Below are 13,861 nucleotides of genomic sequence, written 5' to 3'. Positions count from 1 at the left end.
CTCGCGCGCCGCCTCGTCCCATCCGCCCCCACCGACCCCGGCTCATGTCCACCGAACCCGCTCCTCGTCCCGTCACCGCCGGCCGCGCCGTCGGCCTGTTCGTTCTCTACACCGTCGTCTTCGCTGTCGGCGGCGGGCTGGCGGCAGGGATCATGGCGTTTGTGTTCGAAGCGGTCAGCCCGCAGGCCTACGACCCGACGGTGTACGCGATCACGTTCGGTGTGACCGGCTTTATCGCCTACCGCCTGGCCCAGCGCGTCGCCGAGGGGTAGCACCAGCGGGGCGCCACCGGGCCCCGCCGGCGAGAAAGTCGGCGGCCAGAGGTTACGTCTCGCACGCTCGCGGGTCTATGTGGGCTCTGCCTCGCACCCCCATGCTGTCCCGCGTCTGGAGCAGCGCCGTTGTCGGCGTCGATGCGCTGCCCATCGAGATCGAAACGCACACCGAGACCAACATCCCACGGTGGACCGTGGTGGGGCTGCCCGACGGGGCCGTCCGCGAGAGCCGCGACCGGGTGTGGGCGGCGCTCAAGACCTCCGGCCTTCCCGTCCCGCGAGGCGCCGTGACGGTCAACATGGCGCCGGCGGACGTGCGCAAGGAGGGCTCGGCCTACGACCTGCCGATCGCGCTCGGCCTGCTGGCGGCGATCGGGGAGGGGCTCATCCCGCAAGCCGTCCTCGACGAGGTCGTAATCGTGGGCGAGCTGGGGCTCGACGGCGCGGTCCGGCCGGTGCGCGGCGTGCTCCCGATGACGGTCGGCGCTCGCGACGATGGGCGGCGGGCGATCCTGGTCCCGCCCGAGAACGCGGCCGAGGCGGCCGTCGTGGAGGGGATCGAGGTGTACCCGGTGACCACGCTGGCCGAGGCGTTCGGCCTGCTGGCGGAGCGAGAAGGGCGAGGCACACCCGAGCCGCCTCGGCCCTTAGTGGGGCAGGTGCCCGTCGAGGGCGGGCCGGACTTTTCCGACGTGCGCGGTCAACAGGGCGTCAAGCGCGCGCTGGAAGTGGCCGCCGCCGGGGGACACAACGCGCTGATGGTGGGGCCGCCGGGCTCGGGCAAGACGATGCTCGCGCGGCGGCTCCCGACCATCCTCCCGCCGCTGACGCCAGCCGAGGCGCTGGAGACGACCAAGATCCTGAGCGTCGGTGGGCGGCTGAACGGCGCCGCGCGGGGCGGGCTGGTCGCCGAGCGGCCGTTCCGGTCGCCGCACCACACGATCTCGAACGCCGGGCTGGTCGGCGGCGGGTCGAACCCGGTGCCAGGCGAGATCTCGCTCGCCCACAACGGCGTGCTGTTTCTGGACGAGCTCCCCGAGTTCGACCGGCCGGTGCTGGAGGTCTTGCGCCAGCCGCTTGAGGAGGGCGAAGTGACGATCGCCCGGGCCCGAGCGACCGTCCGGTACCCCGCCCGGTTCATGCTCATCGCCAGCATGAACCCCTGCCCGTGCGGGCATGCCGGCGACCCCACGCGTCGGTGCGTCTGTGCGGCCGGGCAGGTGCAGCGCTACCTCGCAAAGGTGAGCGGCCCGCTCCTGGACCGGATCGACCTCCACGTTGAGGTCACGCCCGTCCCGTTCGACGACCTCAGCCGCCGCGCCGACGCCGAGCCCTCGGCGGCCGTGCGACGCCGGGTCGAGCGGGCGCGCGAGCGGCAGGCAACCCGGTTCGCCGGACGCGAAGGGAGATTCTGCAACGCGCAGATGACGTCGCCCGAGGTTCGCCGCTGGTGCGAACTGGACGCCGCCAGCCGGGGCCTCCTCAAGTCGGCCCTCACGCGCCTAGGCCTCAGCGCCCGAGCCCACGACCGGATCCTCAAGGTGGCCCGGACGATCGCCGACCTGGCGGGCGACGCCGGCCTCGCCCCGGCACACCTCGCGGAGGCCATCCAGTACCGCTCGCTCGACCGAGCAGCCTGGGGCTAGTCCTACTCGGCGCCGCCTGGCGCACGGCCCTCCGTGGCGATGGAGACGCGCATGTCCAGCGAGGCGCCGGCCGAGGCCACGGCGGCGAGCCCGCCCACGGACGCGCTGCTGTCGGCGTAGACCGCCAGCGAGCGGCGCCCCTCACGGACGGCCTCAATGGCGGCCGTCAGGCTATCCGCCGTCACCTGGCGCTCTTCGACGAAGAACGAGCCGTAGCGGTCGATGGTGACGGCCACGTGGACCTGCTCCATCGGCGCGGCGGAGGCCACGTCGGGCAGCGCCACGCGGATCGCGTTCTGCGTCACGAACGAGGACGTGAGCAGGAAGAAGATGAGCAGCAGGAGGACGATGTCCGTCAGCGACGCCAGGCTGAATGCCGTGAGCGCCTTGCGGCCGGTCCCGAAGTCGAAGGAGGCCATGCTAGCGGCGGTCGCCGGGCGTCTGAAGAAAGTCGATAAAGTCCGACGAGGCCCGTTCGAGCCCGTTCACCAGCCGGGCGATCCGGCTGATGAGCAGGTTGTACGCGAACAGCGCCAGCAGGCCGACGGCGAGCCCGGCGGCCGTCGTGACGAGCGCCTCCCAGATGCCGCCCGCGAGCTGGGACGGGTTCGCCAGCCCCTCGTAGCGCTGGATCTGGCGGAACGCCCCGATCATGCCGGTGACGGTGCCGAGAAAGCCGAGCATCGGGGCGATGGCGGCGACGGACGCGAGCAGGTCCATCCGCTTCTCCAGGTCGAACGCCTCCCGCCGGCCGGCCTCATGGACGGCGCCCTGGATTTCATCGATGGGACGGCCCAGGCGCTCCAGGCCCCGCTGCAGGATGCGAGAGGCCGGCGTGTCTCGGTCGCGGCAATACGCGACAGCGCCCGGGACGTCGCCCGAGCCCACGAAGTCGGCCACGTTGCGCGAGAGTGCTTCGGGGTCACCGGCGGCGCGGCGTAAGGCCCGGGCACGTTCCCAGATGATGGCCACCATCAAGATCGAGAGGAGCACGATCGGATACATCGACCAGCCTCCGAGGAACAGGAGGTCGAGGCCGCCCTGGAGCTTTTCGGTGAAGGTCGGGTCGGCCTCCACCGGTTGGAGGGCGGGGGCCGCGGCGGCAGCCGTGTCGGCGAGGGTCTGAAGGAGAGGCATTTAGAGCGTGCGAAGGTCGAGGAGCCAGGTGTCGGCCGGGGCCTGGGGGCCGATCCGGTCGCGCAGGCGAAGGGCTTGGTCGCGGGAGGAGAACTGGCCGATCACGACTCGGTACATGGACCGGCCGCCGATGGCGGCGGTCAGGACGGAGGCGCGGTAGCCGGCGCGGCGCCAGCGGGTGGCGAGGGGCTCGGCTTCGGCGAGGGCGGGCGTCGACAAGACCACGAACGAGAAGCCGCCCGTGCGGGGGGCGATCGCTTCTGGACCGGAGAGGGCATTGGCGTCTCGGCTGTCGAGCCCGGCCAGGCGCGGCGGGAGCATCGCGATGCCCGCCGCGGGCGCCCGCCCCATCGCGGGCTGCGTCGACGCGACCTCGTTGTCGTCGGACCTCCGCGCGGTGCGCGCACCCTGGCTGGACCGCTCGCGCGACGGGCTCGTCGTGGACGCCGCCGCCGGCTCCGTTTCTGCCGGGGCAGCTGTGCCGCCGGGCAGGGACTCCCTGGAACGGAAGAGGCTGTCGGGACTCGCGGAGGCGGGCAGAGCGGCGGCACCGAGCGAGTCGGCGACGTCCATCCCCTCCGGCACGGTGTACGAGGGCGTGGTCGGGGCGTCGGCACGCGCAGCGCCCTCCGCCGAGGCCGTGTACGTCTGGCCAGGCACGGGGCGGTCGATGAGTGTGGCGATCTGATCCCAGAACACGACGGCGGCCACAGCGGCGAGCACCAGAAGGAGCAGCAACACCCAGGGCCACACCCGCCGCGTGCGCGGCTCGGGGGCCGGGGCCTTGGCCGGGGGCGGCTCGACGGACGTGGCGTGCGGCGGGCCGACCGTCTCGATGGGGACGGCCGGCGCGAAGACCGCCGGTTCGCCGGGCGCTCGCGGCGTCGCCGGGGCGTCGTCCAGCGAGCCGACGAGGCCGACCGGATCGGCCTGTGGCGCCGGGGCGTCAGCGACGGGGTCGCCCCCGAACGTGTGCGTGAAGGCATCGACGCCGGGCGCCAGGTCCTCCGGCTCGTCGAGGCCGGGCACGACCACTTCGAAGTCGGCGTCCTCAATGGGGGGCTCCGCCCCCAGATCGGAGGCGCCGCCGCCCGGGATAGAAGGCGCCGCCCAGGTCTCGTCGCCCCAGTCTTCCGCAGCGTCGGGCTCGGATGGGGTCGGCGGGAGCACGTCGGGAAGCGGCGGGGCCTCAGGCCCTCCAAACGGGACCGCGAGAGGAGTCTCCTCCACGTCTTCCTCCATCCTGTCGTCCGTGGGCGCCGGGGGATCGGCCGCTACAGCAGGCTCGGGCGCCTCGGGCATCTCGTCGGGCGCCGGGACGGCTGGCGGCACGCTGAAGGGGACTGCCAGCGGTTCGTCGGCCACCGACGGCGGGGGGTACGGCTGGGGCGGTGTGGTCGCCTCCGGGACGGGCGGGGCGACGGGCAGTCCGAGGCCGCGGTCGTGGAGCAACGCGTCGATCTCCTCGTCACTTTCGGCGCCTCCCTCGAACGTCGCGTCGAGCGGCGACGCGGCGGCAGCGATCGCCGTCGGGTCGGAGGCTTGCGGGACGTCCGGCTCGGGGTCAGGGATCGGCTCCGGGGCAGGGGCGGCGACCGGCTCGTCGACGGGTGTGGGTTCTACGGTCGTCGGGGCCGAGGGCGGCATCGTAGGCGGTGCGGCCGCCCCGGTCGCGACGGGCGTGAGACCTTCGTAGCGCCGGTTCACCGCCGCCAGCAGGTCCGCCTCGACGCCCAGGACCACGCCGCCACTCGTTCGGCGGAGCAAGCCGACACCTATCAAGCGCACCTCGCCGGTGGCCGCGAGCACGGCCTCGATCTGATCCATCGCCTGGGCATAGGCCGCGTCCGCGCGGTCGGCGGGGACCCCGCTGTAGGCGGCGAAGGGCTGGGCCAGCGAGTCGGCATCGGCCGTGGCAGGGCCGAGCCCGATGGTCTCGCCGGGTGGGAGCAGCACGCGCGTGCCGTCGGGCCGCTCCTCGACGCGAGACGGGACGTGTTGGCGGACGAGCGTGCCCAAGCCGGGGAGCGGGGCGGGGCGCCCGGCCAGCAGGCGCTCGCGGAGGGCGGCGGCGACGGCGTCGAGTGGGGTCACGGCAGCGAGGGGAAGACGCGGGAAGGTAGCGGGATCATCGCTGCAGCCGCAGGCCGAGCAGGAACGTTCGGGGGCGGTAGTCCATGACGGGCCAGATCTGCGCCTGGCCCGCCAGCCGCTCTGCCCGGGCGACGAGCGCCAGGGGGCCGAGCACGGCGTAGCTGGCCTCGGCGCTGACGAGCGCGAACGCGGGCGCATCGTCCGTCGCCGAGCGGTCCGTCGGTCGGGTGCCCTCCACGTGAGCCGCCGCGCCGAACCGGCCGCGCCCGTTCGCGAACGGGACCTGGACGCCGGCCGTCGCGACGAGGGGCGACCAGTACGGGATGTCGCCACCGTCGTCCGTCTGTCCGGCGCGGACGGTCAGGCTGGCGGTAGCGGAGAGCCCGTTCTCGGCGACGAGCGCGACATCGGCGCCCAGGCCGAACGCCGACACGTCGAGGTAGACCTCGCGGACGTCGACCGCACTGGTCGTCGAGAACGCGCCCGTGGATTCGAAGGCCAGGAAGGTGGGCGCCCGGAAGGCCAGCGCGTAGACGCGGGCACGCGACCGACCAAAGGCGCTCGACAACCCGGCGCGGGCGTCGACGGGCACCACGTCTGGGGCGACGATCGGGCCGAGCGAGACGTAGGGGTTTTGCGCGGTGAGGTCCGACAGCGACCGCGGCGTTACGTGCGGGTCGTTGATGGCGAATAGCGACACCGTCGGTCCGAGGGGGAACGCCAGGTCGACAATCGGGCCGACGCTGGTCGCCGCGCCGTCGCCCGCCGTGGCGGCGGCGTCGTAGCCCAGCACGCGCGCGCCAATGCGGGCGCGTGCACCGTCCTCGCGCCCGACCGTGACCGCCAGCCCGGCGGCCCCGTAGCGGAGATCGCTGCCGACGGACCCGGCCCCGGCGACGCCTCCGGCGGCGTCGGCGGCCAGCCACCCGCGCGCGATCCGGGCGGCCGCGTCGAGACGGGTCTCGGTGGACTCCGGCTGGCCCGGTGCTTCCAGCCGGCCCGATTCGAAACCGAGCGTGGCCCGGTAGGCCGTCGCCCCGAGCCCCTCAATGCCGGCCTCCGCCCCCACCGTCTGCCGCGTTCGTTCCCCGGACAGCACGGGGTACGTCTCGCGCTCGAAGGCGCCCTCGATTCCGATCCGTCCAGGTCCGAACGAGCGCCCCCCCGCGCGGAGCGCGATCGTCTCGAACCGGACCGCCTCGCCGATGACGGTCGGGTTGGACCCGTCGTCGTCGTAGTCGGCGTCGACGAAGAACTCGCCGCCGGCCCCGCTCGCGGCGAGGTCAAGGCGGCCGTAGAGCGTGGACTCGGTCCCGCCGCCGGCCTCGGCCCGCAAGCGGCGCACCACGAGGTCGGAGGGCGCGGGCGGCTGCGGCGGCGCCAGCGCGAGCGTCGGGAGTGCGTCGGGGTCCGGCGCGAACGGGAGCGTGTTCGGCTCGCGGTCGGCGGCCACCTGGAAACGGCGCGGGAGCGGGCCGAAGCCCGAGAGCGGCTGGCGGTCGACTTGGGGGAGCGTCACGGCGACCGTGCCCCGGCTTTCGAAGACGGCCGGGGTCAGGCTCGGCAACTGCGAGCGGTCGACCGGCTGCGCGATCGCGCACGGCGCGGCGAGGAACGCCAACCCAGCCAGGGTCGACGCAGTCAGCAGGGCGGGGTGGAGGGCACGCATGGCTTAGCGGGGCTGGCCGTCGGACGAGCCGCGGGGGGTGTCGCCCGAGGCGGGCGCGAGGTCGGGGCGGTCGCGGAGGGCGGCCTGGGCCGCAGGCGAGTCGGGGTAGGTCCGGACCAGTCGGCGGAGCGCGGCGTCGGCCTCGTCGGTCCGGCCGAGGTCCTGGAGCGCGAGCGCTTCCAGGGCGAGCCCATCGGCGGCGCGGCCCGCATCGGCGTTCGCGAGCTGTCGAGCGGCGTCGAGCGCACCGGCGGCGTCGCCGCTCGCGAGCAGCGCCTCAGCAAGCCGGAGCCGGGCCTCGTCGGCGAGGGGGCCGGAGGCGTCGCGCGCCAGCAGGCGACGCAGCGCGCGCACGGCGTCGGGAGATCGGCCCGTGGACGTGTACGCGCCGGACAGCGCCAGCAGCGCCTCGCTTTCGAGATCGGTCGGGAGCGGGCCGGCAAGCGCCTCTTCGAGGTAGACGACGGCCACGGAGTCCTGCCCGGCGGACAGCGCGTAGCGGGCGCGGGCGTACCGCAAGCGGGCTCGCCCGTCCAGGCCTGCAATCGATTGGTCGATCTCGCGGAAGACACGGTCGATCTCGTCGGCCCGGCCCTGCGCGTCGAGGGCGTCGGCCAGGCCCGAGAAGGCGTCGTCGGTCAGGGCGCTGGCGGCGTAGCGCTCGAAGACGCGGCGGTAGGCCTGCTCCGCGAGCTGCGGGCGGTCGGTGTTGAGGAGCACGTCGCCGATGCCCACGAGGGCCGCCGCGCCCTGGTCGGGGCGCTCGTTCAGCACTCGCTCGTAGGCGGCGACCGCCAGGCTGTCGTCGCCGCGCGCCGAGTAGAGGTCGCCGCGTGCGAGGAGGGCCTGTGCGTAGCGTTCCGAGCGCGGGTACTCCGTGAGCAGGCGGGCATAGGCTGCGAGCGCGTCGTCGGTGCGGCCCTCGCGGCCGAAGGCCTGCGCCGTCTGGAAGAGCGCGTAGTCGCCGCCGCTGCGCTCGGGCGTGGCGCCGGCGACGCGTCCGTAGACCTGACGGGCCTCAGAGTAGCGGCCCAGGACCGTGTACAAGTCGCCGAGGCGGAGGAGGGCGTCGGCGTAGTACGGCACCAGCTCGCCGGAGCGCGAGTAGGCCGAGAGGAAGCGCTCGAAGGCGTCGGCGGCCGCCCGCGTCTGGCCGCGCTGGTACAGCGTCCACGCGATCACGTAGCGGGCGGCGTCGGCGCGCGCGTGGTCGGGGTGCTCGCGGATCAGTCGCTCGAGCAGGGCTTGCGCCCGCACGAAGTCGCGAGCCTGAAACGCGGCCTCGCCCGCCCAGAAGAGCGCCTCGCCTGCACGCGGCCCCCCGCCGTCGGCGACGGCCACGAGGGCGGGCACGGCGCGGTCGAAGCGGCCCTCGCGGAACTCGGCGTAGGCGTCCTGGAACGCCACCTCGGCACGCGTCTCGGCCGTCGCGGTCCCGAGAGACTCCGCCAGCCCAAAGGCCTCGCGAGCGCGGCGCGTGTCTCCGGCGGCGGCGTAAGCCTCGCCCAGCATCCGGGCGGCCTCGCCCGCATACGGCCCGCGCGGGCTCTGCTCGAGGAGCGTCGAGAGCGCCTGGGCGGCCTCGGCGTAGAGGCGCCGCTCGTAGCGGAGCACGCCGAGTTCGAGGAGCGCCGCCTCGGCGTAGGCACCGTCAGGACGGCGCTGGGCCGTGGCCTGGAACGCGGCCTCCGCGTCGCCGAGCTGGCCGAGTTCGCGGAGCGCGAGCGCCCGGTAGTACCGCGCCTCGTGGGCGACCGCGTCGTCGGACGACCCGGCGCCCGCGCTGGCGATCGCGAAGAAGGCGGCGGCGGCCGCCCAGTCGCCCGCGGCGCTCGCGATGCGGCCCCGGCCGAGCGCGGCGCGGCTGGCGTACCGGCTGTCCGGCGAGACGACCGCGAGCGCGGCGTCGGCCGGTACGCGCTGGTCGAGCAGGAGGCGGGCCTCGCCCTCAGTCAGCGCGGCGCGGTCCGCGTCGTCGCCCGCGAGCGAGGGGCGGCGGCGTCCGGCTTCGTCGGCCGCGTCCGCGAGCCGCCCGGTGCGGAACAGGGCGTCGGCGAGGGCCAGCCCGGAAACCGCGTCCTCCGGCGATCCGGGGTAGCGCGCCCGGAGCCGGCCGAGGGCGTCGGCGGCGGCGGGCCAGTCGCGGGCGTCGGTGGCCAGCGAGCCGATCGCGTAGAGGGCCTTGGGAGCCCACGGCGTGTCGTCGACGGCGCCGCGCTCGTAGGCCGCGGCCGCGGCGGCCAGTCGGTTCTGGCGGCTGTAGACCAGCCCGAGCAAGTAGTGAGCCTCGGCGCGCGACGCGGCCGGACCGCGGTCGGTCGCCGCCAGCAGGGCGTCCTCGGCGAGAGCGTCGTCGCCGGCGGCCACGTAGTAGCGGCCCAGCGCTAGGCGCGCGCGGGGTGCCAGCGGGCTCGTGGGGTAGCGCGTGGCGAAGGCGTCGAAAAGCTCTGCCGCCGCGCGGTCGTCACGTGTTGCGAGGGCGGACTCGGCCTGCCGGAACAGCGCCTCGGGAGCCCGTACGTCGCGGGGGTGCCGCTCCTGGAACTCGGCGAAGGCGCGTTCGGCGGCGCCATAGTGGCCGCCGTCGAACAAGACGCGGGCGGCCTCGAAGTCCTGGGCGGGACGCTCGGGCCGGGCCTCGGCGGTGGCGCCGGGGGTCTGGGCCGCCAGCGGGGCGGCGAGCAAGAGGCACGCGAACAGCGCGCCGAGGCGCGGCAAAGACCGGACAGGCATTGGGGGGACGGGATCCGGCGGAGAGGGGGAATCTACGGGCCGGACGCCGTACGCCCTAGCCTTCGCGTGCGGGAGTGGGGAGCGGCCCGACGCGCGGACGCATGGAGTCCCCACACGATCCCAGAAACAAAGGGGGGGCGCCGGATCGTATCTGCCTCTCCAGATCCCGTCCTTCCCCTCTCCCCATGGCCGACTCCAAGAAGACCGCTCCTGACACCGCCCCCGCCCCGGGCGTCCCCGATCCGAACCCGACCGTCCCCGACGCCTCGATCGAGCCGGCGGCCCAGGTCGCCGCCGACGCCGCCGCGTCCGTAGCCCCGCCGCCGAGCCTCGACGAGATGCCCGACGACTACGCCACCGACGACCCCGTCGCGACGGCCAAGGCCTGGATCGACGCCAACCCCGGCCTGGCCGTGCTCGCCGCAGCTGGCGTCGGCCTGCTCGCGGGGCGTCTGCTGACCTCGCTCTTCCCGTCGCCCGAGCCGCCGTCTCTGGCGGACCGCGTCGAGAAGCGCGCGCGCCAGCTCTCGAAGACCGCCAAGCAGCAGGGCAAGACGCTCCGCTCGGACGCGAAGGTCTACGTCGGCGAGTCCGGCGATGCGCTCCAGGACAGCCTGCACCGCGCCGCCGAGGCGCTCCGCGAGGCCGCGTCCAACGCGGGGGAGGCGGCTGGCGACGGCTACGAGCGGACGAAGGACTTCGCCGAGACCATGGCCGACGCGGCCAAGGTGGCCATCACGGGCGTGATGGCGACGAAGATCGATGACTGGGTCAAGAAGGTTCGCGACTAGCTCGCGGCGCTAGCTTCCCCAAGGCCGGGGCGTCTCCGCGTGAGGCGCCCCGGCCGTCGTTTTGTCCGCCCCCCGCGTCAGCCATGAGCATCCTCGTCGTCGGAACCGTCGCCTTCGACACGGTCGAGACCCCGTTCGGCCGCGCCGAGCGGATCCTGGGCGGGTCCGCCACCTACGCCGCGCTAGCGGCTCGCGTCGTCGGGGCCCCGGTCCAGCTCAACGCCGTCGTCGGGAAGGACTTTCCCGAGGCTCACGTCGACGCGTTCATCGCGCGCGGTGTCGACGTGGAAGGGCTCGTGCGCGACCCCGACGGCGAGACGTTCTTCTGGGCCGGCCGGTACCACTACGACCTGGGCACGCGCGAGACGCTGGCGACCCACCTCAATGTGCTCGCGACGTTCGAACCGGATCTGCCGGCCTCGTACCGCTCGCCGTCGGTGGTCTGCCTCGGCAACCTCGACCCGACCGTCCAGGGCTCGGTGATCGATCAGGCCGGGGCGAACGCGCTCGTCGTGGCGGACACGATGAACTTCTGGATCGACAACGCCCCGGACGCGCTCGCGGAGACGCTGCGCCGCGTCGACGTGCTGGTGGTCAACGATGAGGAGGCGCGCCAGCTGGCGGACGAGTCGAACTTGGTCCGCGCCGCGCGCAAGATCCGTGCACTCGGCCCAGAGACGCTGATCGTGAAGAAGGGCGAGCACGGGGCGCTGCTGTTTTGCGGAGGCGACGTGTTCTCCGCCCCGGCCTACCCACTCGAAGACGTGGTCGACCCGACGGGCGCGGGCGACACCTTTCTCGGCGGCTTGTGCGGCCACATCGCACGGACGGGCGCCACGGACCCGGAGACCATGCGGCAGGCGGTCGTGGTGGGCAGCGCGCTCGCCAGCTTTGCCGTCGAGGCCTTCGGCCCGGAGCGCATGCTGAGCGTCACGCCCGCCGACCTCGACGACCGCATCGCGTCGTTTCGTCGCTTGTCGGCCGTCCCGCACATCGTGACGGCCGCGTAGCCCGCGGCCCCTTTACGCGCCGACGGGGCCGAACGAGCCCGGCCCGACCGCCCCCGTTGGCGCTGGTTGTCGTAGAGGGGGGCGCTAGCCGGTGGCCTGCTTCGCGTAGCGCGAGAACATGGCGGCTTGCGCCTCAAAGACCCATTGGTTCATGATGGTCTCTTCGGAGACCTCGACGCGGGTGCTGATGCGGCGGGCCTGGCCGCGCCCCCACTGCGCGATCTCTTCGAGCGTGAGTACGCCCTCCAGGTAGAGAAGGCGCTGCACGTCCTCGTCGATGGTCGAGATGACCGTGAGGTCTTCGGCGCCTTCGGGGGTCGGGGCCACCTCGGGCGCCTCCATCGGCTCCGCGTCGCCGGACGGGGCGAGAGTGACCGGCTCGGGAGTGGCGTCAGCCGGGGGAGGGGCGATCGGCTCGGGGGCGACCGGCTCGGGCGCGGCGTCGGCGGGGATGGCTGTCGGCGCAGGGGGGGCCATCAGGTCGTCCATGTCGATCAGCCCGGTCTTCGGGGCCTCGACCGCCGTGCGGGCGGGTTCTGGAGTCGGCGCGGGCGTGGCGAACACGAAATCGTCGGTGGAGGCCGCCGTCGGAATGGGGTCGGCGCCGTCTGGCCGGCCGGGCCTTGCGACCCATGCGGCGGCCGTGTCGGGCAGGGCCTGGGCGGGGGGGGGGCTCGTGGGCGGCTCGGTGACGAGGGCGTCCGTCATCGGGGAGATTGGGGCCACGGCGGGCTCTGCGATGATCTCTGCGACGGGCGCCACGGCCTCGGGCGTCCATTCGTCGAACGCGTCCCCGGCCGGCGCGCTGTCGCCGCCGATGTGCAGAGAGGCGGCTGCGAACGCATCCTCTGCCTCCGTGGGGGTAGCAGAGCGCGCGTCGAACCGGGCCTCCTCGAACGAGGTCGCCGGAGGGGTCGAGTCCATCTCGGGGTCGTCGTCGAACGAGGCCTCTTCAAACGGGGACTCCTCGAACGAAGCGTCTTCGAAGAGCGACTCCTCGAAGGTGGGGACCTCCGGCTCTGGGGCCTCGAATGTGAGGTCGGCGAAGGGGTCGGTGGGGGGCGGTGGGGCCGGAGCGACCTCGCTCGCGGCGGGCTCGAAGCCGGGCTCCTCGAAGGTGGCCTCTCCAAAGGTCGACTCCTCGAAGGTGGGCGCCGCAACGGCAGGCACCGGCTCTGTCGGGGCCTCGTCGGCGGCCGCTTCCTCGGCCAGAGATGCGTCGGCACCCGTCTCCTCGACCGCAGGCGCTTCGACTACGACCTCTTCGACGCTCGCTTCCGCAAAGGTCTCTTCGGAGAAGGACGGCTCCGGATTGGCTGGAGGTGGGGCGGTCGGGGCCCCGAGCACCTCGGCCGGCGCGGACGGCGCGAACGTCATTTCCTCCATCATCGGGGCCGTGGCGGTCTCGCGAGCAGGCTCCGGGGCGGGAGCGAGGGCCGGCATGGCGGCCGGGGGGAGCGCCGCGCCTCGCGCGATGGACCCGAGCTGTTGGCGGATCTCCTCGAGCTCCGCGTCGCGACGCTGGACCTCGTGGCGGAGCTCGCTGCGGAGCCCGTCGACCTGGGTGCGCTGGCCGTCGACCGACTGGCGGACGCTGTCCAGCTTCTGGGTCAGGAGCTGGCGCTGCGTCTCGCCCTGGATGCGCTGCTCGGCCATGGCGCGCTCGATCTGCTCGCCGATGGCGCGGACCTCGTCGGCCACGGCCACCGGGGCGCTCTGCGAGGCGATGTGGGCGCGCGCCGGCGGCGGCGTGGCCTCGCGGGACCGCGCACGCAGGTAGGTGATCGTCGTCAGCCCGACGGTCAGGACGGCGATGGCGATCAGGATGATCGAAAGGAGAGGCGACATGGGATTAGTCGGTAGCGGACGGCTCAGCGACGAGCGTCAGAGCGTGAGGGCCGACGCCGGTGCCGACGGCGAGTCGGCCAGCGGCGACGGCATCCTCGAAGAGGCGCTCCAAGAGCGCCCCGCGTGCGGCGGCGAGGTCGGGGTCGGGGGCGGTGACGGCGATCCGGAACGAGTCCGGGTTCCACTCGAACCGCGAGGCCATGCGGTAGACGTACGACCGGAGGGTCGGTTCGAGGACGGCGCCGCGGCGGCCGAACCCGTGCTGGATGGCATCGAGGAGCCGTGACAGCTCGACATCGAGCGGCTCCTCGCTCGCGGCTTCCAGCCGCGTGATCAGTTCGACCGGGATCGAGGTGGCCTCCGCCGAGAAGGTGGCGGGCGAGCGGACGGGTTCGGGCTCGGGGGCCGTCTCGGCAGCCGGCCGGTCGGCGCTCGCCACCGACGGTTGCTCGGCGGTCGCTGGCGGTGCGGCTTGGAGGGCCATCGCCAGGGCGATGGCCAGGACCGCACAAAGCAGGGAGAGCCCGCCGACGAGCACGATGCCCCAACTGGGCATCGGGGGGGCATTCGTCGTAGGCGGGAGCATCTCGACGCTGGGGGTGGGCGCGGGGGGGGGCGGGAAACCTGGAGCGGTACCGTCGCCTTCCAGGGCCTCGAC

The 13,861-nt window shown here is 73.9% G+C and carries 11 protein-coding genes; 4 read left to right on the top strand and 7 right to left on the bottom strand.

What is annotated here, in order from left to right:
- Positions 1-44 precede the first annotated feature (44 nt).
- On the top strand, positions 45-272 hold the full coding sequence (locus ACLII4_RS14365) for a hypothetical protein (protein ID WP_412068088.1): 228 nt from the start codon (positions 45-47) through the stop codon (positions 270-272).
- A 101-nt stretch (positions 273-373) separates the two neighbouring features.
- Positions 374-1,921: a YifB family Mg chelatase-like AAA ATPase gene (locus tag ACLII4_RS14360; protein ID WP_412068087.1), complete on the top strand. Its 1,548-nt coding sequence runs from the start codon at positions 374-376 to the stop codon at positions 1,919-1,921.
- 2 nt (positions 1,922-1,923) lie between these two features.
- On the opposite strand, the gene ACLII4_RS14355 is transcribed toward ACLII4_RS14360, so the two are convergent.
- The 5 genes from ACLII4_RS14355 to ACLII4_RS14335 are packed head-to-tail and all read right to left on the bottom strand — an operon-like array spanning position 1,924 to position 9,554.
- A complete protein-coding gene (locus ACLII4_RS14355; protein ID WP_412068086.1) occupies positions 1,924-2,340 on the bottom strand; it encodes an ExbD/TolR family protein in 417 nt (138 codons plus the stop codon).
- 1 nt (position 2,341) lies between these two features.
- The gene (locus tag ACLII4_RS14350) at positions 2,342-3,058 is read right to left on the bottom strand and encodes a MotA/TolQ/ExbB proton channel family protein (protein ID WP_412068085.1); all 717 of its coding nucleotides are present in this window, start codon (positions 3,056-3,058) and stop codon (positions 2,342-2,344) included.
- Complete coding sequence (locus tag ACLII4_RS14345; RefSeq protein ID WP_412068084.1) at positions 3,059-5,152, bottom strand: SPOR domain-containing protein; 2,094 nt, start codon at positions 5,150-5,152, stop codon at positions 3,059-3,061.
- A gap of 34 nt (positions 5,153-5,186) precedes the next feature.
- On the bottom strand, positions 5,187-6,821 hold the full coding sequence (locus ACLII4_RS14340; protein WP_412068083.1) for a hypothetical protein: 1,635 nt from the start codon (positions 6,819-6,821) through the stop codon (positions 5,187-5,189).
- A 3-nt stretch (positions 6,822-6,824) separates the two neighbouring features.
- Positions 6,825-9,554 carry a tetratricopeptide repeat protein gene (locus ACLII4_RS14335; protein ID WP_412068082.1) on the bottom strand — a complete coding sequence of 910 codons (2,730 nt, stop codon included), beginning with the start codon at positions 9,552-9,554 and terminating at the stop codon, positions 6,825-6,827.
- Between the two features lie 185 nt (positions 9,555-9,739).
- Here ACLII4_RS14335 and ACLII4_RS14330 point away from each other — a divergent pair, with 185 nt between their 5' ends.
- Together ACLII4_RS14330 and ACLII4_RS14325 are read left to right on the top strand one after the other, a co-directional pair.
- Entirely contained in the window at positions 9,740-10,345 is a 606-nt protein-coding gene (locus tag ACLII4_RS14330) for a hypothetical protein (protein ID WP_412068081.1), read from the top strand.
- 83 nt (positions 10,346-10,428) lie between these two features.
- The gene (locus ACLII4_RS14325; RefSeq protein ID WP_412068080.1) at positions 10,429-11,355 is read left to right on the top strand and encodes a PfkB family carbohydrate kinase; all 927 of its coding nucleotides are present in this window, start codon (positions 10,429-10,431) and stop codon (positions 11,353-11,355) included.
- A gap of 84 nt (positions 11,356-11,439) precedes the next feature.
- On the opposite strand, the gene ACLII4_RS14320 is transcribed toward ACLII4_RS14325, so the two are convergent.
- Positions 11,440-13,203, bottom strand: coding sequence for a hypothetical protein (locus ACLII4_RS14320; RefSeq protein ID WP_412068079.1), 1,764 nt, complete (start codon positions 13,201-13,203; stop codon positions 11,440-11,442).
- Positions 13,204-13,207: 4 nt separating this feature from the next.
- On the bottom strand, positions 13,208-13,789 hold the full coding sequence (locus ACLII4_RS14315) for a hypothetical protein (protein WP_412068078.1): 582 nt from the start codon (positions 13,787-13,789) through the stop codon (positions 13,208-13,210).
- Positions 13,790-13,861: the final 72 nt, after the last annotated feature.

This window comes from Rubrivirga aquatilis, from assembly GCF_046845665.1.
GTDB lineage: Bacteria > Bacteroidota > Rhodothermia > Rhodothermales > Rubricoccaceae > Rubrivirga.
The sequence above is the reverse complement of the archived record's forward strand: the minus strand, read 5'-3'. Positions and strand labels throughout refer to the sequence as shown.

Bases quoted from the DNA above. Each gene is read 5' to 3' on its own strand.
- ACLII4_RS14365 (WP_412068088.1), top strand. From the start codon at position 45: ATGTCCACCGAACCCGCTCCTCGTCCCGTCACCGCCGGCCGCGCCGTC.
- ACLII4_RS14360 (WP_412068087.1), top strand. From the start codon at position 374: ATGCTGTCCCGCGTCTGGAGCAGCGCCGTTGTCGGCGTCGATGCGCTG.
- ACLII4_RS14355 (WP_412068086.1), bottom strand. From the start codon at position 2,340: ATGGCCTCCTTCGACTTCGGGACCGGCCGCAAGGCGCTCACGGCATTC.
- ACLII4_RS14350 (WP_412068085.1), bottom strand. From the start codon at position 3,058: ATGCCTCTCCTTCAGACCCTCGCCGACACGGCTGCCGCCGCGGCCCCC.
- ACLII4_RS14340 (WP_412068083.1), bottom strand. From the start codon at position 6,821: ATGCGTGCCCTCCACCCCGCCCTGCTGACTGCGTCGACCCTGGCTGGG.
- ACLII4_RS14335 (WP_412068082.1), bottom strand. From the start codon at position 9,554: ATGCCTGTCCGGTCTTTGCCGCGCCTCGGCGCGCTGTTCGCGTGCCTC.
- ACLII4_RS14330 (WP_412068081.1), top strand. From the start codon at position 9,740: ATGGCCGACTCCAAGAAGACCGCTCCTGACACCGCCCCCGCCCCGGGC.
- ACLII4_RS14325 (WP_412068080.1), top strand. From the start codon at position 10,429: ATGAGCATCCTCGTCGTCGGAACCGTCGCCTTCGACACGGTCGAGACC.
- ACLII4_RS14320 (WP_412068079.1), bottom strand. From the start codon at position 13,203: ATGTCGCCTCTCCTTTCGATCATCCTGATCGCCATCGCCGTCCTGACC.
- ACLII4_RS14315 (WP_412068078.1), bottom strand. From the start codon at position 13,789: ATGCTCCCGCCTACGACGAATGCCCCCCCGATGCCCAGTTGGGGCATC.